The organism is Bacteroidetes Order II. bacterium, assembly GCA_016788705.1.
GTDB lineage: Bacteria > Bacteroidota > Rhodothermia > Rhodothermales > UBA2364 > UBA2364.
In genome coordinates, this window is record JAEUSQ010000026.1 from 1 (window position 1) to 21,906 (window position 21,906).

24 protein-coding genes are annotated in these 21,906 nt (G+C 44.5%); 12 read left to right on the forward strand and 12 right to left on the reverse strand.

Translation table 11 applies throughout. The features are described from left to right. Nucleotides 1-92: 92 nt before the first annotated feature. Together JNN12_06810 and JNN12_06815 are read right to left on the reverse strand one after the other, a co-directional pair. The gene (locus JNN12_06810; protein MBL7978033.1) at nt 93-656 is read right to left on the reverse strand and encodes an RtcB family protein; all 564 of its coding nucleotides are present in this window, start codon (nt 654-656) and stop codon (nt 93-95) included. 19 nt (nt 657-675) lie between these two features. Beyond that, nucleotides 676-1,530 (reverse strand): CPBP family intramembrane metalloprotease, encoded by an 855-nt coding sequence (locus JNN12_06815; protein ID MBL7978034.1) that lies wholly within the window; start codon nt 1,528-1,530, stop codon nt 676-678. A 365-nt stretch (nt 1,531-1,895) separates the two neighbouring features. On the opposite strand from JNN12_06815, the gene JNN12_06820 reads away from it, so the two are divergent. From JNN12_06820 to JNN12_06835, 4 genes are all read left to right on the forward strand, one after another. After that, nucleotides 1,896-2,090, forward strand: a complete 195-nt coding sequence (locus tag JNN12_06820) for a hypothetical protein (GenBank protein ID MBL7978035.1) — start codon at nt 1,896-1,898, stop codon at nt 2,088-2,090. Between the two features lie 121 nt (nt 2,091-2,211). Beyond that, nucleotides 2,212-3,639 (forward strand): M20/M25/M40 family metallo-hydrolase, encoded by a 1,428-nt coding sequence (locus JNN12_06825; protein MBL7978036.1) that lies wholly within the window; start codon nt 2,212-2,214, stop codon nt 3,637-3,639. Between the two features lie 53 nt (nt 3,640-3,692). Beyond that, a complete protein-coding gene (locus tag JNN12_06830) occupies nt 3,693-4,403 on the forward strand; it encodes a rhomboid family intramembrane serine protease (GenBank protein MBL7978037.1) in 711 nt (236 codons plus the stop codon). Nucleotides 4,404-4,585: 182 nt separating this feature from the next. Next, nucleotides 4,586-5,056 (forward strand): flavodoxin-like domain-containing protein, encoded by a 471-nt coding sequence (locus tag JNN12_06835; protein ID MBL7978038.1) that lies wholly within the window; start codon nt 4,586-4,588, stop codon nt 5,054-5,056. Here JNN12_06835 and JNN12_06840 read toward each other — a convergent pair. After that, nucleotides 5,028-7,922 carry a S8 family serine peptidase gene (locus JNN12_06840; protein MBL7978039.1) on the reverse strand — a complete coding sequence of 965 codons (2,895 nt, stop codon included), beginning with the start codon at nt 7,920-7,922 and terminating at the stop codon, nt 5,028-5,030. The two genes, JNN12_06835 and JNN12_06840, sit on opposite strands and share 29 nt — an antisense overlap. Nucleotides 7,923-8,153: 231 nt before the next feature. On the opposite strand from JNN12_06840, the gene JNN12_06845 reads away from it, so the two are divergent. Then, nucleotides 8,154-8,450 carry an isoamylase early set domain-containing protein gene (locus JNN12_06845; GenBank protein MBL7978040.1) on the forward strand — a complete coding sequence of 99 codons (297 nt, stop codon included), beginning with the start codon at nt 8,154-8,156 and terminating at the stop codon, nt 8,448-8,450. An 85-nt stretch (nt 8,451-8,535) separates the two neighbouring features. After that, entirely contained in the window at nt 8,536-9,414 is an 879-nt protein-coding gene (locus JNN12_06850) for a decaprenyl-phosphate phosphoribosyltransferase (GenBank protein MBL7978041.1), read from the forward strand. Between the two features lie 9 nt (nt 9,415-9,423). On the opposite strand, the gene JNN12_06855 is transcribed toward JNN12_06850, so the two are convergent. Together JNN12_06855 and JNN12_06860 are read right to left on the reverse strand one after the other, a co-directional pair. Further along, a complete protein-coding gene (locus tag JNN12_06855) occupies nt 9,424-10,425 on the reverse strand; it encodes a bifunctional oligoribonuclease/PAP phosphatase NrnA (protein MBL7978042.1) in 1,002 nt (333 codons plus the stop codon). A 51-nt stretch (nt 10,426-10,476) separates the two neighbouring features. After that, nucleotides 10,477-11,565 (reverse strand): beta-lactamase family protein, encoded by a 1,089-nt coding sequence (locus JNN12_06860; protein MBL7978043.1) that lies wholly within the window; start codon nt 11,563-11,565, stop codon nt 10,477-10,479. Nucleotides 11,566-11,785: 220 nt separating this feature from the next. Between JNN12_06860 and JNN12_06865 the strand changes: the two genes are divergently transcribed. Next, nucleotides 11,786-12,280, forward strand: a complete 495-nt coding sequence (locus JNN12_06865; GenBank protein ID MBL7978044.1) for a hypothetical protein — start codon at nt 11,786-11,788, stop codon at nt 12,278-12,280. Between the two features lie 282 nt (nt 12,281-12,562). Here the strand turns inward: JNN12_06865 and JNN12_06870 are convergent, their stop codons facing one another. The 3 genes from JNN12_06870 to JNN12_06880 are packed head-to-tail and all read right to left on the reverse strand — an operon-like array spanning nt 12,563 to nt 16,050. After that, complete coding sequence (locus JNN12_06870; protein MBL7978045.1) at nt 12,563-12,883, reverse strand: hypothetical protein; 321 nt, start codon at nt 12,881-12,883, stop codon at nt 12,563-12,565. A gap of 12 nt (nt 12,884-12,895) precedes the next feature. Continuing rightward, the gene (locus JNN12_06875; GenBank protein MBL7978046.1) at nt 12,896-14,248 is read right to left on the reverse strand and encodes an FAD-dependent oxidoreductase; all 1,353 of its coding nucleotides are present in this window, start codon (nt 14,246-14,248) and stop codon (nt 12,896-12,898) included. A 29-nt stretch (nt 14,249-14,277) separates the two neighbouring features. Next, on the reverse strand, nt 14,278-16,050 hold the full coding sequence (locus JNN12_06880) for a hypothetical protein (GenBank protein ID MBL7978047.1): 1,773 nt from the start codon (nt 16,048-16,050) through the stop codon (nt 14,278-14,280). A 29-nt stretch (nt 16,051-16,079) separates the two neighbouring features. Here JNN12_06880 and JNN12_06885 point away from each other — a divergent pair, with 29 nt between their 5' ends. Genes JNN12_06885 through JNN12_06895 form a run of 3 tightly spaced genes read left to right on the forward strand, consistent with a single transcriptional unit; the run spans nt 16,080 to nt 17,877 of the window. Further along, nucleotides 16,080-16,232 carry a hypothetical protein gene (locus tag JNN12_06885; GenBank protein MBL7978048.1) on the forward strand — a complete coding sequence of 51 codons (153 nt, stop codon included), beginning with the start codon at nt 16,080-16,082 and terminating at the stop codon, nt 16,230-16,232. 15 nt (nt 16,233-16,247) lie between these two features. Then, nucleotides 16,248-16,763 carry a hypothetical protein gene (locus tag JNN12_06890; GenBank protein ID MBL7978049.1) on the forward strand — a complete coding sequence of 172 codons (516 nt, stop codon included), beginning with the start codon at nt 16,248-16,250 and terminating at the stop codon, nt 16,761-16,763. A 25-nt stretch (nt 16,764-16,788) separates the two neighbouring features. Then, on the forward strand, nt 16,789-17,877 hold the full coding sequence (locus JNN12_06895) for a Rieske 2Fe-2S domain-containing protein (protein MBL7978050.1): 1,089 nt from the start codon (nt 16,789-16,791) through the stop codon (nt 17,875-17,877). A gap of 31 nt (nt 17,878-17,908) precedes the next feature. Here the strand turns inward: JNN12_06895 and JNN12_06900 are convergent, their stop codons facing one another. The 4 genes from JNN12_06900 to moaC all read right to left on the reverse strand — a co-directional run bounded on the left by JNN12_06900 (nt 17,909) and on the right by moaC (nt 20,833). Then, nucleotides 17,909-18,361, reverse strand: a complete 453-nt coding sequence (locus tag JNN12_06900) for a D-tyrosyl-tRNA(Tyr) deacylase (protein ID MBL7978051.1) — start codon at nt 18,359-18,361, stop codon at nt 17,909-17,911. Between the two features lie 18 nt (nt 18,362-18,379). Next, a complete protein-coding gene (gene rdgB, locus JNN12_06905) occupies nt 18,380-18,979 on the reverse strand; it encodes an RdgB/HAM1 family non-canonical purine NTP pyrophosphatase (protein MBL7978052.1) in 600 nt (199 codons plus the stop codon). A gap of 215 nt (nt 18,980-19,194) precedes the next feature. Then, nucleotides 19,195-20,193: a flotillin-like protein FloA gene (gene floA, locus JNN12_06910; GenBank protein MBL7978053.1), complete on the reverse strand. Its 999-nt coding sequence runs from the start codon at nt 20,191-20,193 to the stop codon at nt 19,195-19,197. A gap of 139 nt (nt 20,194-20,332) precedes the next feature. After that, complete coding sequence (gene moaC, locus JNN12_06915; protein MBL7978054.1) at nt 20,333-20,833, reverse strand: cyclic pyranopterin monophosphate synthase MoaC; 501 nt, start codon at nt 20,831-20,833, stop codon at nt 20,333-20,335. A 425-nt stretch (nt 20,834-21,258) separates the two neighbouring features. On the opposite strand from moaC, the gene JNN12_06920 reads away from it, so the two are divergent. Together JNN12_06920 and JNN12_06925 are read left to right on the forward strand one after the other, a co-directional pair. Then, on the forward strand, nt 21,259-21,582 hold the full coding sequence (locus JNN12_06920; GenBank protein ID MBL7978055.1) for a transposase: 324 nt from the start codon (nt 21,259-21,261) through the stop codon (nt 21,580-21,582). Between the two features lie 142 nt (nt 21,583-21,724). Continuing rightward, nucleotides 21,725-21,906: DDE-type integrase/transposase/recombinase (locus JNN12_06925; GenBank protein ID MBL7978056.1), on the forward strand; the 182-nt coding region annotated here is incomplete at its 3' end.

Below are 21,906 nucleotides of genomic sequence, written 5' to 3' on the forward strand. Positions count from 1 at the left end.
ACGGAAATCTTCAATTACATAGCGTGCTACTACAACCCGAAAAGGAGGCATTCGGCACTGGGCTATCTTTGCCCCGACAACTTTGAGGAACGCTACTTTTCTAACTTAACGCTGTGTCCGTGAAAATGGGACCATGTCAGACTAAGCCGTCCGAAATACTTCTCTAATATTTTAAAAATTGCAAACCTATTGTCTTTTGCCCATTCACAAACATCATAAAATTTAGTATCAAATTTCTTTGGTTGGTCAATTAGATCGTCAACCAGTTTTGATTCATTACGTGAACCTGTATGAATTAAAAAATAGAGTTTGTCATCTGTATATGACTCCAATGCATCCAGAAAATGATTACCTGAACCCAAATCTCCCAGTTTACCTTTATTCGCTTTAATATCAAAATATATATTATCCCATTTTTCTTTTTTAAAATCTGATTTTGTTAAATCTGCCTCGCACAATAACATGCCACAACCGCAGTCCGATATTGCAAATTTGCGCCAATCTTTTTGTTCGGTATAAACAACTGTTCCTGTAGGGAGGGGAGATTTTCCTGGGCAGGCATCCGGGAAAAAAATTACTTTTTCTGCCTTTAAATCGTGAGGAAGCCAGTTATATATTTTATTTAAAGGCTCTGCTGAATAATTTACAACTTCCATTTTTTGTTTTATTTACATTTCAATGAAGCAAAGAATTATCATTTTTATTAAAATAGCGGTGGGTATTTGATTTTATTAGTACATCAGTCATGACAACAATTCCTATGACCAAAAGTACTGATAGTTTAGCGTGACCATCTGAAGATTCGATTAATGGTAAAGGTGAATTAAAAAAGCCGTGTAAAATTATTCCATAGAAGAGATTGTTTGTCAAAACATAAATAACTACTCCAATCAATCCCCCAACAATTAAAAAAGCAAAAACCACTAAATTGAATTGCAAATGACATAATGAAAAGACTACTGAAGAAAATAACGCTGCAAATAAAAATGCTTTTAGTTTATTATTATGAATAAAATTATTTTTAAAATGATGAAAAAATTGAAGAAATAAAAAACCTCTAAAAAAAGATTCCTCATTCAAACCTGTTGCTATTGTATTTGCCACAAAATATGATAATTCTTTTATGGCTTTATTTTGATCCAGCCATACTTCATTAATTTTTATACCATAATTTGTAAAAAAAACAAAACCCAAAAGAAATATTTGTTCTAAAATCCAAACTATTGGAATAAGCCATAATGATTTGACAAAATCCTTCTTATTTAAACCCAAATCAGCCAATGATACTTTTCCGATTTTATTAATAAAAACAATTACCAATAGTAAAAAAATAATTAAGTGAATATATAATATATTCGTCGAAAGCAAGTAAAATATACTTTCTTTATTGTACATAACTCTTGGCTGAAATGTTAAAATTATTAAAAGGATAACAGGAAACAAAAAAATAGACATTATTAAAAATTTATAACTTTTGACTTCTATATCTTTACTTAGAAGCAATTCAGATTGTACTAAATATTTTGCCATTTGTAGTATTTATTTTTTGCCAGAATACCGCACTACACTTAAGCAGCCTGAGGAAGTGGCGGGTTTAATTGTCAGTTACCTGCGCAATATACAAAAATTAAATTTAGTCCATCTATCTACTTATACGCAAATGGAATAATGATATCGTCTGTACAAAACACCTTGTGTATAGTTGACTGATCCAGCCTTTTTGAGGGTTTAATCCATTCATCGAACCATTATTCGGTTTTATCGAATAGTCTCCGGCCCTGATCGAAACGTGCCGGTGTGCATCTGCTGTAGGCGGTAGTTTGCCCAAAGAACAAAAAAAAGACCCGTCCAAATGACGGCAAGCATGACCTCCTTCAGACAAAAATACTTGTGCCATGAAAAAGTTGAACCTTAAAGACGCCGTAAAATTTGCTCTCGGAAAAGAAGAAGCCCAAGCCGTACAAGGCGGCATCGGCCGCCGTAAGATAAAAATGAGCCAGGTGGTTTACCGAAATATTCCTGCCGCTACTCAAACACCTGTCAATCCGCGGCGATCGGGTGCTGTTGTTGGAGTAGATGACCAAAACTGATGTTTGCCCAAGCATGGAACGTTAAAGCCCTACCTCGGTAAGGCTTTTTTTATTTGTGGATCTTGCAAAAGGTTGCTGTAATTGGTAAACTGAAAACTCACAGTCCCAAACACACGACCTCATGAAGTATCTAACTGTTTTAATCTTTACGGTGCTATTGTTCCAAATTGGATGCACTTCACCTCATGTTGCACAGCAATCGGTTCAGACGAAACTTTCACAATCAACCACCAGCCCACCACCAGTGGCCGGACCGCTTGCTACACAATATAAAAGCGTTGCCGAAAAAATTATAGAGGCTTCCTTAGCCGACAGCGTTGCTTGGAACCGCATGGCCGAGATGAGTGATCGTTTTGGCGCTCGTTTTTCCGGCACCCAAAACTTAGAGGACGCTTTAGATTGGATTCTCTCCGAACTCAAAAAGGATGGCTTGGAAAAAATTGCCTCGGAAGACGTTATGGTTCCTAATTGGAAACGCGGAAACGAATGGCTCAAGCTCGTACAACCCCGTCCGATGGATCTGCCTGTTTTGGCTTTGGGCGGTTCCATTGGTACACCACGGGAAGGCATCAAGGCTGAAGCGATTGTCGTCAATAGTTTCGACGAATTGTCCCAAAAAGCAGATCAGGTACGCGGCAAAATATTGGTGTTTAATGCACCCTTTACCAGTTATGGCGAAACCGTCCAATACCGTGTTCGGGGCGCCAGCCTTGCTGCCCGTAATGGTGCGGTGGCCAGTATCATCCGTTCTGTTGGGCCTTACTCCATGGTTTCTCCCCATACGGGCGGTATGGGATACGAAGAAGGCATTCCTAAAGTACCTGCGATGGCGATGGCCTCGGAACATGCCGATATGTTGGCCCGAATGCAGGCACGCGGGCAAAAAATTGAACTGCACCTCTATTCTGAAGCCCGTATGGAGCCAGATGCCAAGTCTCGGAATGTGATGGTGGAAATTACAGGTCGCGAAAAACCTGAAGAAGTGGTGGTTATTGGTGGGCATATAGATTCTTGGGATGTAGGCGCGGGCGCTATGGATGATGGGGGTGGGGCTGTGGTTTCGTGGCAAGTATTGAACGTGTTGAAAAAATTGGGCTTACGGCCACGCAGAACCATACGAGTGGTTTTCTGGACCAATGAAGAAAATGGATTACGGGGTGGACAAAAGTACATGGAAAATCAAGGCGAAAACGTCAACAACCACATTTTAGCCATAGAATCCGATGCCGGTGTCTTTAAACCGAAAGGCTTTGGATTTACAGGTTCCGAACCAGCCCGCAAGATGATTGAAGACATTGCAACCTTACTCAACCCCATAGAGTCTGGTCAGATTTTACGTGGAGGGGGCGGTGCAGACATCGGGCCACTCATGCAAAAAGGTGTTCCAGGTATGGGCTTGAATGTGGATGGGACGAAGTACTTCTGGTATCATCACACCCATGCTGATACGCCAGACAAATTAGATCCACGCGAAATGGCTCTTTGTGTTGCCACGATGGCGGTCATGGCATATGTGGTGGCCGATATGCCCGATCGCTTGCCACGATAGTTCCTCATAAACTGAACTGGGGGCTTTATGCCCCCTTCCTTTATGGTGTTACCATGCTCCTTCCTATCTACGACGACGATAGCAACCTAAACAAGCCGGCTTACTTTACCATCGGGTTGTTGGTTGCCAATATTATATTTTTCTTATTTCAGACCAATGATTGGATCTTTGGCTTTGGCTTGATTCCACAAGAATTGGTAAATGGAACCGATTACATCGGCAGTATCAAATTGTCTATTGACGGAGAAAGCCAGACAATTCCCCAAAATATGGGGCCATATCCCATTTATTTGACGCTTATTACCTCTATGTTTATGCACGGCGATTGGTTGCATCTGGGGTTTAATATGCTCTACTTATGGATTTTTGGCGACAACATCGAGCATATTTTAGGTACAAAGCGTTTTGTATGGTTTTACCTACTCACAGGGATCCTTGGTGGACTGGCACAAGTGGCCCTTCAACCCGATTCATGGATACCGATGATTGGTGCTTCTGGCGCAATTTCAGGGATTTTGGGTGCGTACTTGGTCTTGTTACCTAGAAATAAGGTAAGGGTACTCTTCTTGTTCATCTTTCGTTTTTCTGTGCCTGCGCTTTTACTGCTTGGCGTTTGGATTGCATTGCAGGTGATTAATGGCCTTGAACCTGAAGCTACCGACCAAACGGCTTATGCTGCCCACCTCGGAGGCTTTGCGGCAGGAGTACTTGGCGGGTTCTTTATACGGTTTTTCACCAACTATCATCAGCAAAAGACCACTTAATCCGGTAATTTAATGACCTAAAGTATGGGTCATTGTTTTTTCTAAGGCTTTATGCCACAATTAAATAGCCTCATAGAACCAGTCGTTCGTCAGCATAAAACAGATCTTTAGCACTAAAAATCCCCGCCAACTTAGCGAATGGGGCGATCGTTTTCTTTGTAGTTTGCGAAAAAACACCACGCATGAACCTTTTAATGCTGATTGGAACCCAGACGGGAAACACGGAAACGGTAGCAGAATCTGTTGCACAGCATCTTGCCCAAGAGGGACATACCATTCATTTTGTAGATCTTGCAGATGCATATCCGGAAATGCTGCTGGATTACAACTACCTTATTTTGGCGATCAGCACTTGGGGAGATGGCGAATTACCGGATAATGCGTTGGACTTTTACGAAACCTTTTTAACCCTTGCACCTGCATTATCACATCTTCAATTTGCCATTTTGGCACTGGGCGACCATACCTACGATCCATATTTTTGCAAAGCAGGCGAAATATTTACTGAAATCCTCACGAGATTTGGCGCACGAAAAGCACTCCCAACTCATGAAATAGACGCAGGCCCCACCAGAGAGGATATCCGGGGAGCCTGCCATTGGTCGAGCCAAGTGTGTACTTCCTTTAGTGGCGAACCACCACTTTTTGGGTAAAGACCTGTTTACGTCCTCCGGTACCCACTTCCAGTCGTGCAAAATACACCCCATTGGGTAGGTTTTGTGCAGAAAATCGCACCCGATCGGTTCCATTGGCCACCAGCCCTGATTTTAGCGTCCGGATTTTACGGCCTTGAAGATCGAATAAAGCCAATTGCACTTGGGTGTTTTCGTTTATGGAATAGGCCAATGTGGCCTCCCCTGAAAGCGGATTCGGAAAAACAGGATGTAAAGCTGCATGTTGTGGAATCGGTTCTTCTACGTCGGCAGCCGTAACGATTTGGTTAAATATTCCTTGGGCGGCATCTGCAAAGGCATTTAGCTCGTTAAGTGACCGGGCACCAATAAGCGCAAATGCAAACGTGACGCTACTTCCCGGTTCAATATCTCCTACATCGGCCCCAATCAATGTGGAGACATCTTTTTTATCCACAAATTGCGTTTGAACACCATTGCTCATAAACGCCCATTTTTCACTGGAACGGAATCCATTACAGCCAGTACATCCTGGGCCATATATTTCTGGGTTGTTATTGATGGAACGGTAATTCACTCCTTTGTCTGTATTGAGTAATTTTGTAGCCCCAATGAGCGTCGGATTAACCGCAGCATTCTGAACAATGCCCATTCTTCTCGCTGGATCATATTTGGCATAGTCATCTTGGCCTCCATTTGCCACATCCCAGTCCATGAAAAGTGCTCCTTTCAAGCCAGTAATTTTATAGTTGTTTAGGTTTCGTACTTCATACTCAACCACAATAAAACCTTGGTTTTCAGGCTTGTCGTCAGCATAGGTTCTTTGGGTCACCTCCACATTGAGCGGACTGCTGGCGGTGGAGTCCGACATAACAAAATGTGTTTCTTCTTTGGTGTTTTTTCCCGGCCCAATGGTTAAAACACTGCTTCTCAGAGACTTAAAATCCGCTTCCTGGGTACTCCCGTCTTCCCCGCGAACGACATCGGAAACACGGCCTTGGCTAATACCCAGTAACAACCCTCCTTCAAAAAGCATGTCCACACCATTTACCTGAAACCCTTTTCCGTTATTCACATCCTGAAACCCATTATACCCAATATTTCCCCGTGTTGTGATGGAAGCCGTAATGAGGCCGGTTTCGTGTGTGACATACCGAGGTGGGTTTAGGATAAGTTCCACTGGCTCTTTAAGGCTGTATTGATCGGCTGTGATTTCTACCAATAATCGGATGATATACCCATCGGGCTGTGTTCCCGACACTTTAAATTGTAACCCACTGCCAGCTTTGTTTGCACCCGCACCCACAGTACCCAATGCAATGGGTCCCGAATTTACCATAGACACATTTTGATCGGGTGAAGACAGTTTGATTTGGACATTTTGGGCGGCTACGAGCCAGTTTTTCAGCTCAACGGAAAGGGTAATCACTTCATCCAACTGAATAACACCGTTTCCATTAGCATCCGAGAAAGAAGATCGTTCCATACGTAATGCTGGTAACGAGAAGTTGGTTACGGCTGCATGAGCATTCACCCTTCCTCCGCCCAACGTTTGTGCAAAGTTTGGATTCGTACCTTCAATTCGGTTCGCCGTTACTCGTACTTGTTCGGACAATTCAATCGGTGATAAAGAAGGTTTATGTGTTTTCACAAGGGCCGCAAGGCCCGCCACCATCGGAGAAGCCATAGAAGTACCCGAAAGGTATGTATAGTTGCCTCTGGGAGCTGTACTTAAAATGGAAACGCCCGGCGCAAAGACATCCACGGAATGCCCATAGTTAGAAAACCCTGCCTTGACATCCGACGCATTGGTTGCCCCCACTGAAAGTACATTTGCATAATTGGACGGATAATGGGGGATCAAATCATTGTTATCTCCCACCCCGTCTTCTCCGCCGTTTCCGGCTGCAGCCACCACCAAACTCCCCATACTGGTCGCCAACTGAATGGCCTGATTTTCGGTCTCGGAGAAAAAGTCCTCCGAACCCCAACTACAATTGATAATGTGTGCCCCCATTTGCGCCGCGTAGGCAATCCCTCGATAACCAAAGGCAACGGCATCGTCGGTGTTAGAAGAACCCGTATTGATTGGCAAGATTTTGGCATTCCAACTGATAGAAGCCACACCAATGCCATTGTTGGTAACGCCTGCAACCGTTCCTGCCACATGAGTTCCGTGAAGGGCATTATTGGGCGTACCCGAAAGTCCTGTCGGATCATTGGAGTTATTTGCAAAATTCCACCCATTCACATCGTCCACAAAGCCATTTCCGTCGTCATCAATTCCATTTCCTGCAATTTCTCCCGGGTTTTTCCAAACATTGGCCTCCAAATCTGGGTGTTTCCAATCGGTACCCCCATCCACAATGGCAACCACAACGTTTCCGGATGCGCCTTTTACAACGTCCCAAGCGGCTTCTGATTGTATCGCAGTAAAACTATTTTTTTGGACGGAGGCGTATTGCGGATCATCGGGTACTGCATGGATAAAGCGCCGATAGACTGGTTCGGCATATACCACATTTGGATCAGAAGCCAGTTTTTGGGCCACCAACCAAGGGTCGGAAGCCTCCGAGATATTGAGGGCCAAGGTGCGACTTAGTGGGGCGGCTGTTTTGTGAAGCGATTTGTCTAAGCCAGGGAAAGCCGGCTCAACGTTACGTAGCCCATGCGCACTAAGTTTTTCTATTAAAGAACCAGGTAAAGACAACTGCTTGCCCGCCGGAAGTGTTCCTGGTTTTAACTGAACCAATACCCAACCTGACTCCATCGCCGCCAACCCAGGACGTTTCCCTTTGGCTTCAGCAATTGGACGATGCGAGGAGATGACCGAGAATCCAGCAAGAACCATCCACAACCAGATTGTGACAGACCGAAATACCAACATATACCAAATGTATTTAAGGCTAAAGAAAAAAGGCCACCCAATTCAAGCAACAAAAGGCGTTTTGTGCAGCACTTATGAAGAAACAAATGAAGAAGCGCTAAATTTATGAAATTAAAGGCTTTCTGAAACCGCTTTCTTGCAGTTTTGACCTAAGTACCTATTGAGACTTCACATTCAATTTCTGAAATTAAGGTGTTTTGTAACCACAACCCACTGCATTAGCTTAAAAACATGATCAACAAAAAGTACAACGTCAAAAAGACAACCTGCAAAGTCACGTTTGAAGTGCCGCAAGAACTGGCCGAAAAAGAACTGGCCGTAGTAGGCGAATTTAACAACTGGAACCTTGAAGAGGGCTCCATGAAACTTATAAAAAAGGACAAAAAATGGAAAGCCACCCTAAACCTCGACGCGGGCAAGTCTTATCAATTCCGTTATTTCGGGGATAAAGGCTGGCACAACGAAGAAACCGCCGACGAAACCGTTTATGGCCCCTTCTTTGCCGAAAACAGCGTCGTCACCGTCTGAGTTGCAGCCTACTGTCTTTTCCTAACCCCGCGAATGTCCTATCGTCGGGGTTTTTTCATTAATTTGCGCTTCCACCAATGAAATCATGAATATGAAGTTTTCGCCTTTTATACAGCTTCTCCGCCCGTATCATTGGATCAAAAATTTTGTGGTTTGGTCGGCTCCTGTATTTGCCCTGCACCTGACCCTTGGAGCACTTTGGCAAGGGAGCCTCGCATTTGCAGCCTTTTCGTTCATTGCCAGCACGTTTTATATCATCAATGACCTAAAAGATGCTCCACGAGACCGTTTACACCCCAAAAAGCAACATCGTCCACTCGCCTCTGGCACGGTCTCGAAGGCTCAGGCATGGTGGCTTGCTATATTTACAGGAATTCTTGGGCTACTCCTCACCGTACAACTTCCCCTCAATGCCCAAGCACTGATGATGGGTTATGTCTTGCTCCAGATTGCCTATAACCTGCGGCTAAAGCAAGAACCCATCTTAGACCTGATCACACTCTCCGCCGGCTTTGTCATCCGGGCATTGGTAGGTGCAGTGGCCATTGGTGTTCCCGTTTCCAAATGGTTTATTCTTTGCCTGGGCTTATTGGCCTTTTTTTTGGGGATCGAAAAGCGGAAAGCCGAGCGCATGTCACTTGGTGCAGAAGGTACAACCCGTGTGGTACTGGCCCATTATCCCATCGAATGGCTACACCGGATGGAGGCCATCATCTCGGCAGCCGCCCTCATGGCCTATGCCCTCTGGACCATCGAGTCCAGCACGATGCCGTATATGCTGACAACCATTCCTTTTGTATTGTATAGCCTTTTCCGCTATCAATACCTCACAGAACAAGGATTCGGAGAAACCCCAGAGATCACACTTTTTGCGGACCGTGGTATGCGGTATGCGTTTATCGCTTGGCTTTTATTGGTGCTTGTATTTATTGCGATCGAGAAAAAGGCTTGGCCATTTGGGTAAATACCAAAGCTATAAATCTTTAGGCCACTGCGGAATAGATTCTGGCGCCCACTGATGTACCTGTTTTTGCACCACTTCCAAAATCCCATCCTTAACAAAAGCACCAGAGGCATTCCGGTGTCCGCCACCGCCAAATCGGCTGGCCCATTTATTAACCGCCCATTCCCCTTTAGAGCGAAAACTCATTTTGATGCCTTTCTCAATTTCCAAAAACATGACGCCTACCTTTACTGAACCAATAGACAATATCATATTTACAAATCCCTCGGTTTCGCTGGTATGGCATCCCGTTTTCCGGATCATTTCCTGCGTGACGGTCATAAAACCCACCTGATCATCATATGCCAAAGTTAAGGTTTCCAACGACATACCCAAAAGTCTTAGTGCAGCGGCAGCCTTGTTGTCAAATACTTTAAGGTGAATATCCGAAGGGTATAATTCCCCACGTTCTATGAGGTCGGCGGTAATGCGGTGCGTTTCTGCCACCACCGAATCGAAGCGGAAAGAGCCTGTATCGGTCATAATGGCCGTATAAAGAGCGGTGGCCATATGATGATTGATCTGTTCAGGTCGGTGACCTTTAATTAACTGATAGATCAACTCGCCCGTTGAAGTTGCGCGGACATTCACCGCCTTGTGGTCAAACCAGTTTTCAGGATCCAAATGATGGTCTATCAGCACTTTAGTGGCATTGCTTTCTTTAATCGGGCGTGCCAGTGCCCCTACCCGATCGAGGGTATTGACATCCACCACAAAGACCACATCGGCAAAAGCAATCTTGGAACGTTGTTCAATGCCGCCATCAAAGGTTTGTACCTGAAGTTGTTCAGCAAGCCAGTAGAGATTCGGTGGGGGCGGATCGCTCAAAATTACATCGGCTTGTTTACCCAGGCTATTCAAATAGGCCCCCAATGCCGCTGCCGATCCTATCGCGTCGCCATCAGGCCGAACATGCGAGGTTACCACAAATCGCTTTTTCTTTTCGATGAGTTTTTGTATTTCTTTAAACATGAGCCCGTTTTTTTTGGAAAACACTGCTTCTATACAGAAGATTTATTAAATTTACTTCATTTTATTTTCAAACATTGTCAATACTTGATAGGAGAGTTCTTTGAGCGAGACATTCTGTAGGTTACAAACCATAGCAATCACCAATTGTTTCTCTGGCCGCATGACGAGAATCGCACTCCCCCCTACTGGAGAACCCGAATGTCCCACAAATCGCTTACCCTCTTTTACTTCCGCCCCCCAACCAAAGCCGTAGCCGGTCTCTTGGCCATTGTCGGTTTTCCCAGAAGTGAAAAAAAGTTCGAGGGTTTTGCGTTTTAAAAGCTTACCCGCCAACAACCCACCGCCAAAACGCACCACATCTTCGGCAGTGGAAAGGAACCCCCCACCAGCCCATTTATTGCTATTGTCCACCCAAGGCGCCTCGCGAACCTTGCCTTTCTGAATTGAATAGAACTTGGCTGTTCCCATTCTAAATCGTGCCCGGTCCTCCGGATAGGTGTTGTACATCATAAGTGGATCAAAAACCCGCTGACGGATAAACGATCGGTAATCTTGACCACTAACCCCTTCGACAACCGCCCCCAGCAAGGTGTAGCTATAGGTAGAATACAGGTATTTACTACCCGGTTTGGCCATCAGGCTATCATTTTTGAATATCTCCAGAGCGTCGGTCACATTCCGAAAATAGCGTTTGCTGTAATACTCCGCGTCTCGATAGGTGCGGATACCACCCAAATGTTGGCCCGCCTGCAATACAGAAACAGGATATTTTTTTTCCGGAAACGAAGGAACATATTTTTGAATGGGCGCCCCCAAATCTACGTCGCCTTCATCGTACAAGACCCCAATTGCCGTTGTGGTGATGGGCTTAGAAATACTGGCAATGCGCATCAATGTATTAGGTCGCATCGGTTCTTTCGTGGCTACATCTGAAAATCCAAAACCTCGCGTCCATACCACTTGGTTTTTAATAGCAACAGCGACCGTAAGACCTGGTACTTTTTTTTGCTGCATAAAAGTCTCAATGACCTTCGCCGCACGCATGGATAAGTCTGCATCAAAGGTAAAGCCAACAGGCTGGGCGATAAGAAAAGCGGGCCATAACATCATGATGGCCACTCGAAGGAGGAAACGGGACATAGCACGTTATTGACTGAAAACTGGTTGATTGGGCAAGCTTAAGATACATGTTAAGGGCATGTACTAAGCCCAAACGTTTAAAAAGATTGGACAAAAATTGATGAGACAGCTCCCCACTTGAGAAAATTATTGGCAACTGATCCTATTCCATTTGTTTTTTCGATATTTACATTGAACACCCTCTCTAATACACATTTCACTTTATAACATATCAAAAGTCATGAAAACAAAATTAACATCTTATGTATCTTTCCATTCTATGTGGATATTCATTCTATTTAGCCTTTCTGCTTGTGACGCGGCTCAGAACGCAGCCTATTGGAACCAAGTCCGTGAAAACCAGCGCAACCAAGAATGGGCAGCACCTTTGGTTGGCTCGTATTCGGGAGTGATTTATTCTGAATCAGAACTTCCTACCCCATTACGCCAAAATCACAGCTTTTCCGCCCAAGTCTATCGTGTATCTAATCAAGAGATACGGGTAGTTATCCCAGATTTTGTCCATGCTGGTCGTACTTATCGGGCCGATTTTCAAGCAAGATTAGGTCTCACCGCGTTGTTTAGTACCGACGAAACAGTTGGAGGAATGAGAATCCATGGAAGTGGTATGATTCATACGCCGGAAGGTGCTACCACCAAACGCCTTACACTCCGATTAGAGTTTGCTGATGCAACCAGATCTGTGGTACTGAATATGAATCCTGTCGCATATTAGGCCATTCCAGAAACAAATTTCTACAGAAAAAACACGTACTCTCACCCAGTACCGAAGGCTGTTCCAGTGTAATGGGATGGCCTTTTTAGTGTAGGGTGAATCTCCGCGAGAAGCCCAATGAAGTATTCGCTATAAATTCCCCAAACGTTTAATATCCCGTCAATTTTAAATAAAATCCCTGTACGAATTTTGCCATAAGCAACATCCTTTCAAATATTTCTCCACTCAAACACCAATTTTTCGACCAGCTAATAACAAGTTATTTCAGCCCCATTCGTGAACTTAATCGTGCATAAAATTGGCAAACATATCCACCAATACCCCCAAATATGCCATGCCAATTCCAAAAATAAATAGCCGAAGGGTTGTACGGTAATACGACTCGCTCGACGATCTTGGGTATGACATATTTAGAATCCGATACAATACCATAATGAGGCTTACTGTACCGATCAGCACAGAGGTTCCAACAAAGTAGGCAAGTAGGTCATCCAATGGGCTTTCTGTTTTAACCCAAGAAGAAGCAAAATTAAGCACAAAACCCAGAATAATTCCGGTTGCTGTCACCATTGGTTGCCTGAAAGTTTGCAGTTTATCTTCCATCGTATTTACGTCTTATTGAAGGTTAATAATTTTGTTGGCTTCCCGAATTCCACTTATATATGCCCCGTGTACTGTCGAGAAATAGTCTGCTTCGGTGTGTTCACCCGCAAAAAATAATTTATTTTCGACCTCTTCGGCTAAATCATCAAAATGGCTCATTTGGGTCTCAACCGCTGTAAAAGAATAGGCACCATAAGTATTTTGGTTATTGCCCCATTTTGTGCGTAGAAAATGGGTGGGTTCTGGAGTTGAAGTGCCATATATGTCTTTTAAATGCGACATTATTTCGGCTACGATTGCATCATCTGTCATGGTTTCGGTTTTTCGGGCATAGTCTGCATAAGCAAATGTCATAAGTGCATTAACGGTTGGATGGAATTTTTTGACATTTACAAAATAATTAAATTTATCACGCTCTTCAGGTGTATAAGAAATATATTGCACATCATCCCAAAAATCCTCTTCCCAAGTTAGCAAAAACTTATTGACACAATTCATACCGACTTTATTAATTGCTTCTAATTTTTTATTTGGCAATACGGGAAGAAATTCAATACGCTTTTGTTTTAGAACGCCGAGTGGAACCGTAATGATTACATAATTGGCTTCCGAAACTTGTCCATTATGATGCACCCTAATTTCGTCATCCGAAAAATCAATTTTAGAAACCCGCTGATTAAGTTGAACTTCAAGTCCTTTTGCCAAGTATTGTGCTACCGTATCATACCCATTCACCACTATTTTTTCTATTCCCGAAAACTCTTCGCCTTCATTGTATAACAAGGATGACAATTTATTTAGATCGCCTGTATCAAATGTTACATAAGTAGAAAGAAAAAACTTCCACAAACGATCGTTCGCATAGTTAGGATATGTTGCATTGAACACACTTTCAAAACTCTTTTGGGGGCTACCACTTTTCATGAGTGTTTCTAATACCTCGTACAAATTATCTTCGGCGCTGCTATATAAAGCATCCTGTCGCAATATGCCACCAATGTCATAGGATATAATATCTTCATCATCCGTATGAAACGATTGCATCCCTGCTTTTTGTGCCAATTCAGTAATCGGATTTTTGTTAATCCCATGAATCCAACTGGCTCCTTCATCAAAAGCAATTCCCAGAGAACGGTTGCTCCTCAGGCGTCCGCCCACTTTTTCCTGTGCTTCTAAAACAGTTACTTCATATCCTAAAGCATGTAACTTTTCTGCTGCTGCAAGACCAGAAATACCGGCTCCTACAACAATAACTGATTTATCTGTTTTGACTTTTGCAGCCTCACATGTGGTTAATAATGCAGGTACGGCTGCTGCAATAGCAGTACTTTGTATGGCCTTTTTGAGGAAAACTCTTCTTTTCATTATTGTATAATGGTTTGTATTAATGGAAATTAAGGATTTAGTTTTGCATATAATTTATGGCTAAAATCACGTGCGAAAGTAATAAGTTCAGACCAGTCGTATAAACGGTATATGTGCCAGCCAATTTCTTTCATACGTTCAACGTCTTTATCTCGCCATCCATAGGGCATATGCAAAACAAATGTAGCCCCGGCACCCGCAATTTTTGCGGCTTTTTCGGCAATATCCCATCCCTTTTCGGTACTTTTTCGGTTATCATCCAGCATCGAAAAAATATCTTGGTCTGTGATTACCAAAATATGGCAAGGCGTTATACTTGATTTACGTTTTTCAATCACTTCTTTAAGGCGAAAAATACCAAAGGCATATCCTGTCCCTAGATATCCTGTAAGCAGCTTTAATATCTGTTGCTCATCTCGAACAAAACCTTCGGTCTGAACGGAAGCACCCGGTTCACCAGATAGACAGGCCATAATTTGGGCTTTCGCCCGAATACCAGAGCGTGCCATGATGGTGGCCGCCAACGTTGGATAAGAAAGTTGATAGGCCGGATTTGGCATCGAGCCAGAGCAATCTATGCCAATATAAAGGTCAATGGGCTTTTTTTCTGGTTCTTTTCCATCCACTTCTCCTTCAACCCGCGCAACGGTTGTAAGACCCGGTACTACAAAGGGGCTGCGAATCACACTCTTGAACCAATCTACTTTTTCCAATGGTGAGCCAATGTCCCAACGCTGGTAGCCTTCGGGCAATTTTTCTTTTACCGATGGCTGCATAACCGACGGGATGGGGATCAGGTATGGCTGGGCGCGTTCTCGGTAATAACGGATGGTAATCTCCTCGGTAGTGGCAGAGGAGCCCATTTCTCGGACTAAATCGCCATACTCTTTAGGGCCTCGGTAGCGATCTATCTTTTTCTGTCCGCCAATGAGGTCTATGGGTTCTTTCTGAGGCGTGGCGGCATTTTCGTCTTTTGCCCCTTCGTTTAGCAGCGGGTCGTAGAGTGGGTGTATGGCATGACGGGCCTCGTCGGGGTCAAAATCCGTCAGACCATCCGGCCACCCGTTTTTCCCTGCCTGCTCCAAATCTGTCCATCCTCTTAGTAACTGTCGAATTCCCCTTCCACCATCTGTTTTATTATTTTCTTTCTCCTCCATCAGATAGGGCAGACACAAAGCAGCAAACCTACCCGCCCCATCTAACCAATATTTCCCATAGACCCGCACCAAACGCGCGGCCAACCTTGCATCGCCTTCAATTCGGGATGGGACCTGCTTTAGTCCCATTGTCCCCGTTTCTATCTGCCAAAGGATTTCATAGGTTCGCATATAAAATGCCCAAAGTGGATTGTGGGGTGGCGTTGCAATTGTTTTAAACACGCCGAGCATATTTAACCCACCTTGGCGCTGCAACCGATCATTAATCAGTAAATCTGCGTATAGATTAGCAACCAAAGGCGCCAAGCCCTCCAACATAGGCAACGCATATTTCATGCGCGAGAGCATTTTTCCGTGGTCGGTCAAGTCTCCAGGACAAAAAACATGGTGTCCAATTTCGTGCGCCAAGATTTCCAAACCAAATGGCGCTAAGTTTTTTTCTACAATTTGCTTGAGGCCAATCACCACCTGCTGATCAGCTAAACGGATCATCGCAAAGGACTGGGTAAGGCCCTCTTGCTCTTCTTCTGCACGGGTCTCACACAGAATGGGGGAACGCAATCGGGTAAAACGGCTCCACTGTTCCAAGGCTGGTTCCCACTGGGCTTTCCAATATGTTTTGATTTGTTGGATACTCTGTGCCATGATACGTCTAAGCCTTAATAAAAATCTGCATGAAACAACGCTGGGGAAACCTAAGCCAAATGAACGTGGGTCACCATTCATCAGGCGGTGGAACGAATGAAAAGGAGGGATATTTACAAGGAACACTTTCCTTTTGCCGGATTATTCCCGATCTTAGCCCCATACATTTTAAAACGCCCTAATATACAACCTGAAGGATGTACAAAAATACCGACCTATTTCAAAATGCCCTCCGTCCGTCCGATATCCAACCGCTTAGAACAGTTTTATTTGCGTTGATGATGGGTGTGGCTATTTTTTATGGTGTAATTGGATTTTTGTATTCCAATACCCCGCCTACCCCCAACGAAGACGTCTCGCTTATTCGGTACTTGTCTTATCTGCATATTGTTCTTTTTGGATCTATGTGGCTCATCCGGCCACTCCTTTTTGTTAAAATGATGGCACAAGCGGCAAAAGTTCCCCCTGAGTCTGCCATAGCCCCCATACGCACGGCATTTATTGTACGCGCAGTCCTTTCGGAATCTCTGGCCCTGTTTGGTGGCGTAATTTGTCTATTGGCCGCCACCAGCGGAGTGTTGGAAGCACATCCTGTGTACTGGCTAAACATGCTCTCCGGCTTTATTTTTATCTGGAACACGTATCAAGAAATGCCCGACGAATTCCGGTTGACGGTCTTATATCAAGAATACGTTGCGCCTTACTGTGGATAAATCATCTCGTTGCCCAAATTTGCGTATGCGATTTCACATTCATCAAGATATTCGACAAGCGGAAACACTCCCCGCTACATTTTACACCGATTCGGCGATTTTTGAAGCCTCCAAAGAAGCCATTTTCAGAAAGGCATGGCACTTCATCGGCGATACGTCACTGGTACGTTTTCCCGGAGATATTTTCCCTTTTTCGCTTTTGCCCGGACTCCTTCAAGAACCCATGTTGCTCACGCACCCCTCAGACAAAGAGTGGCATTGTCTAAGCAATGTTTGTACCCACCGAGGCATGTTGCTGGCACAAAACCCCGCAAAAGTGACTTCGCTACGATGTGCCTATCACGGTCGTAAGTTTAGCTTGTCTGGTGCTTTTGAATCCATGCCAGAATTTGAAGAGGCTCTCCATTTTCCACGTCTTTGTGAAGACTTACAGCGGTTCCCACTACAAAAATGGGGACCGTTATTCTTTGCTGGGCTTGAACCGGAGGTTGATATTCAATCGTTTATCGCCGTTTTACAAGAAAAAATTGGTTTTTGGGAATTGGATCGTTTGCGATTTGCCCCTGAACGCTCAAAAGAATATTTAGTTCAAGCACACTGGGCACTTTATTGCGAAAACTATCTGGAAGGGTTTCATATCCCGTTTGTTCACGCGGGCCTCAATCGGGTCTTGGATTATGGTTCTTATGAAACGGTATTATATCCCCATTTCAACCTTCAAGTGGGCTATGCCGATGGCCCTAACGAGGTGTTTGACCTTCCCAAAGACCACGTGGACGCAGGCAAAGAGGTGGCCGCATACTATTTTTGGCTTTTCCCAAACCTGATGCTCAATTTTTATCCTTGGGGTTTGTCTGTCAATGTAGTTAAACCAATTCATCCAACGAAAACCCATGTCGCCTTCCTGACGTATATTTATGACGAAACCAAGTTAGATAGCGGAGCCGGGGCTGATTTAGACAAGGTGGAACGTGAGGATGAAGCAATTGTAGAGGCCGTTCAAAAAGGTTTGCAAAGCCATTATTATCCTAAAGGACGATTTTCTCCAACTCGCGAGAAAGGGGTACACCAGTTTCAGAAACTATTGGCTTCATTTATTGGAGACCGTACCTAAAAAGAGGCGTGGCAAAGGCCATGACCCAGACTTATTCCTTAGGTGACTTTTCCAACCAAAGGGTAACAGGGCCATCATTAACAAGCGAAACCTTCATATCCGCCCCAAAAATGCCTGTTGGAACGGGTTTTCCCAACAAGATGGCACATTTAGACACAAAGGATTCGTAGAGTGGAATGGCCGTTTCGGGCCTTGCGGCAGTGATGTAAGAGGGCCGATTACCTTTACGGGCATCGCCATACAACGTGAACTGAGAAACCACCAAAACTTCTCCACCCACCTCCTGTAGAGACCGATTCATCTTTCCGTCTTCGTCATTAAATATGCGAAGCTGAATAATTTTTTGGGCCAACCAATCCACTTCTTTTTCGGTATCGTTCACATGAATACCCAAAAGAACCAAAAGCCCGCATCCAATTTTACCAACAATTTGGTGCTCAACTTTTACAGATGCCTCGCTTACGCGCTGGATTAGTGCAATCATAAGAGGAACGTTTGTTTATCACTCAATTTTCCACCTCGTAGCCTCATTGGCCAAAAACGCCAAAAACTTCCGAAAAGCCACCCCTCGGTGACTGATTTTATTCTTTTCTTCTGTGGTCATTTGTGCAAATGTCACGTCATAGCCATTAGGCATAAAAATAGGGTCATAACCAAAGCCGCCCGCACCGATTTCTCCATGGGTGATTTGTCCAGAACAAATACCTTCAAAGAACTTTTTTTTACCTGTATAATATGCAATAACGGTCCTAAATTGTGCCGTCCGGTTTTCTTCTCCCATCATTTCTCGAAGCATTTTTGCGCGATTTTCGGCATAAGTTGCTTTTTTGCCCGCATAACGCGCCGAATAAACGCCTGGCTGCCCATTTAATGCACTAACTTCTAAGCCCGTATCATCTGCCATCGAAAAAATACCCGTGGCTTCGTAAAGCATCCGCGCTTTTTTAAAGGCATTGCCTTCAAGCGTATCCTGGTCTTCATCCACTTCCGGCAGTGTTGGAAAATCCAATGCCGTAAGCACTTCATATGGTAATCCCTGAAGGGCATGTTTAAATTCATCTACTTTGTCTTTATTGCGCGTGGCCAAAAGGATTTTGCTCATTAATTTTGGTTTTTTCTGCTCATTTTTAAAAAGAAATATCATTTTTAAAAAGAAACAATCTTCTTTCTATGTAGCTAATTTCCTTATAAAATCGGTAGTACTTTCGTTTGATCGTGATTATAGCGTGGACGTTTTATCCCCAAAGACACGCATATAGAGATTTGGTTACAGAGCTGCTTAAAAAAGGCCTTCGAATCCGGAAGGCCCCTTTTTGGCTAATCTGTTGTAGGGGAAAGGTCCGATCCTGTCCCAATGGCGTCTCGCATCTTGGTGTCTGCTTGAAGGTTTTTCAGGTTATAATAATCCATAAAACCCAAACGCCCCGACTGCAATGCTGCGGCAATGGCCTTTGGCACCTCGGCTTCTGCCGCCACCAATCTTGCTTGTTGTTCGGCCACCTGTGCCCGCATTTCCTGCTCTAATGCCACCGCAGCGGCACGCCGTTCTTCGGCACGTGCCCGACCAATTTTCAGATCGGCCTCGGCTTGGTCTGTTTGCAGTTTAGCCCCAATGTTCTCGCCAATGTCCACATCGGCAATATCTATAGAGAGGATTTCAAAAGCTGTGCCAGCATCCAAGCCTTTAGCCAAAACCACTTGCGAGATTTTATCCGGATTTTCCAATACTTCTTTATGCGAATTTGAAGAACCAATGGTAGAAACAATACCTTCACCCACACGCGCAATAATGGTCTCTTCCCCAGCCCCTCCCACAAAGCGTTCCATATTGGCCCGAACGGTTACCCGTGCAATGGCCCTTAGCTGAATGCCGTCTTTTGCTACGGCAGCAATGGCAGGCGTTTCAATAACTTTCGGGGTTACCGAAACCTGAATGGCCTGAAACACATCCCGACCTGCCAGATCAATCGCGGTCGCGCGCTCAAACGACAAATCAATGCGGGCTTTATCTGCCGAAACCAAAGCGTTTACGACCGAGTTGATATTACCTCCTGCCAAATAATGGGCCTCCAATTTTTCAGGACTCACCTCAACCCCGGCCTTATGTGCGGTAATCAATCCACGCACAATAGGATGAGGTGGAACCTTTCGCAAGCGCATCCCCACGAGGTCTCGTATGAGTTTAAGGTGAACACCCGAAAAGAAAGCCGTGACCCACAAGCCGATGGGGATATAGCGGAAGAATAATGAGGCAATAAGCAACAACGCAATTACCCCAAAAATGCCAAATGCCGAAATAAAATTTTCAATATCCATGATTGTCCCCGAATTTTTTGAACACATAACAGATCGGCGCCTTTATACACGTACCGCGACCCATTATGCTGTAATAATATAAAACGATTTATCCAAAGAAGCCAATTTGGCTTCCAAAAACACAAACGATGACGCCATGCTAATTATCATGCAATCGTCTATAATCCCCACTTAGCCCACCTGTCTTGGCTTGTAACCGAATCTGGGTAATTGCAATGTCTTTAGAAACAGATTTACACATATCGTAAACCGTAAGTGCCGCTGCCGATACCGCCGAAAGCGCCTCCATTTCAACCCCTGTCTGCCCATGCGTTTTGACAAAGGCACGAATATCCACCGATAACACTTCTTCGTTAAGCTCTGTTTCGACGGTTACATTTTGCAAATAAATATTATGACATAATGGAACTAGCAAAGAAGTGTGTTTTGCGCCCTGAATCCCTGCAATTTTGGCAGTGGTAAGAACATCTCCTTTTTTGATTTGGTTTTCCTTGACTTGCCGGAAAGCCTCTTCCCCCAGCAATACACGCCCCGTGGCAAAAGCGGTTCGGGAACTGGCGTCTTTTTCTCCCACATCTACCATTTTAATTTGGCCGTCAGTATTGATGTGTGACAAACTTGGAATTTCGGTTTCTATCATGTTTTTCGTTGAGGTTATGAAACTACAGTTAAGGGCGATTGGCCTTTGGCATACGACGCAGGAATAGATTGAAGATCATATTCATTCAAGGGTGTGAGGTAAGCATAATACATTTACTTACCACTCTTGGTTATATAATCAGGGCTTGGTTTTATCCATAAACGAAATTACCAGAACTATTTTGGATCCTCACCAAGGTTGGTAATTTACGTATTTTCAAGGCAGGCATGTATTTTTTTTACAAGATTAGGCCGCATAAGTGTGCGTGTACAGCAAATAGCCGTTATTTTTCCAAAGCGTTTAGCCAGAAAATTAGCCCTCACGTCAAGTCCTCGGCAGCACACCGAGTTGTTGTATGGCTATCGGTGACGATTCTATGAGGTGGTCTGATTTAGGCGGACACAAATCTAACTTAATATTGTGTCATGAAGAAACAAGAACAAGCATTAAGTCCTGCAAGTGCGAACCGGTTGCGGCGCAAGTATGACAGGGCGTTCAAGCAAGAAGCAGTGCGGATGCTGCAAAACGGCAAGGTCGTAAAAGAAGTGGCCGAACTGCTCGGTGTGAGCGAACAGGTGTTGTACAACTGGAAAAGTAAGGAAAAGGGGCTGTCGGCATCGGAGAGTAGCCTTGAGCTGAGGGCCGCCCGTGAAGAGGCGGAACAGTTGCGCAAGCGGTTGAAAGAAGCCGAAACAGAGCGTGACATTTTAAAAAAAGCCTTGTTCATTTTCAGCCGGACGACCTCGTGAAGACCTACGAGTTCATAGACGAACACCTCGGCCAGTTCCCGACCATAACAGCGTGCTCGGCATTGGGCGTAAGCCGTAGCGCCTACTATGCGCACAAAACGAGGTAGTTCATTCGGACGTAAGGAACCTCGCAGCAGGGGCCATCGTACATTCCGACCAAGGCAGCCAGTACGCCAGTGCAAAATTCAGGAAGCACTTGGCCAAGCGGGGCTACCGGCAGAGCATGTCGCGCAAGGGAGACTGTTATGATAACGCCTTCGCAGAGTCCTTTTTCAGCAGGCTCAAGGGCGAACTGTTGCAGGACGGAATTTTTGATACCTTTGA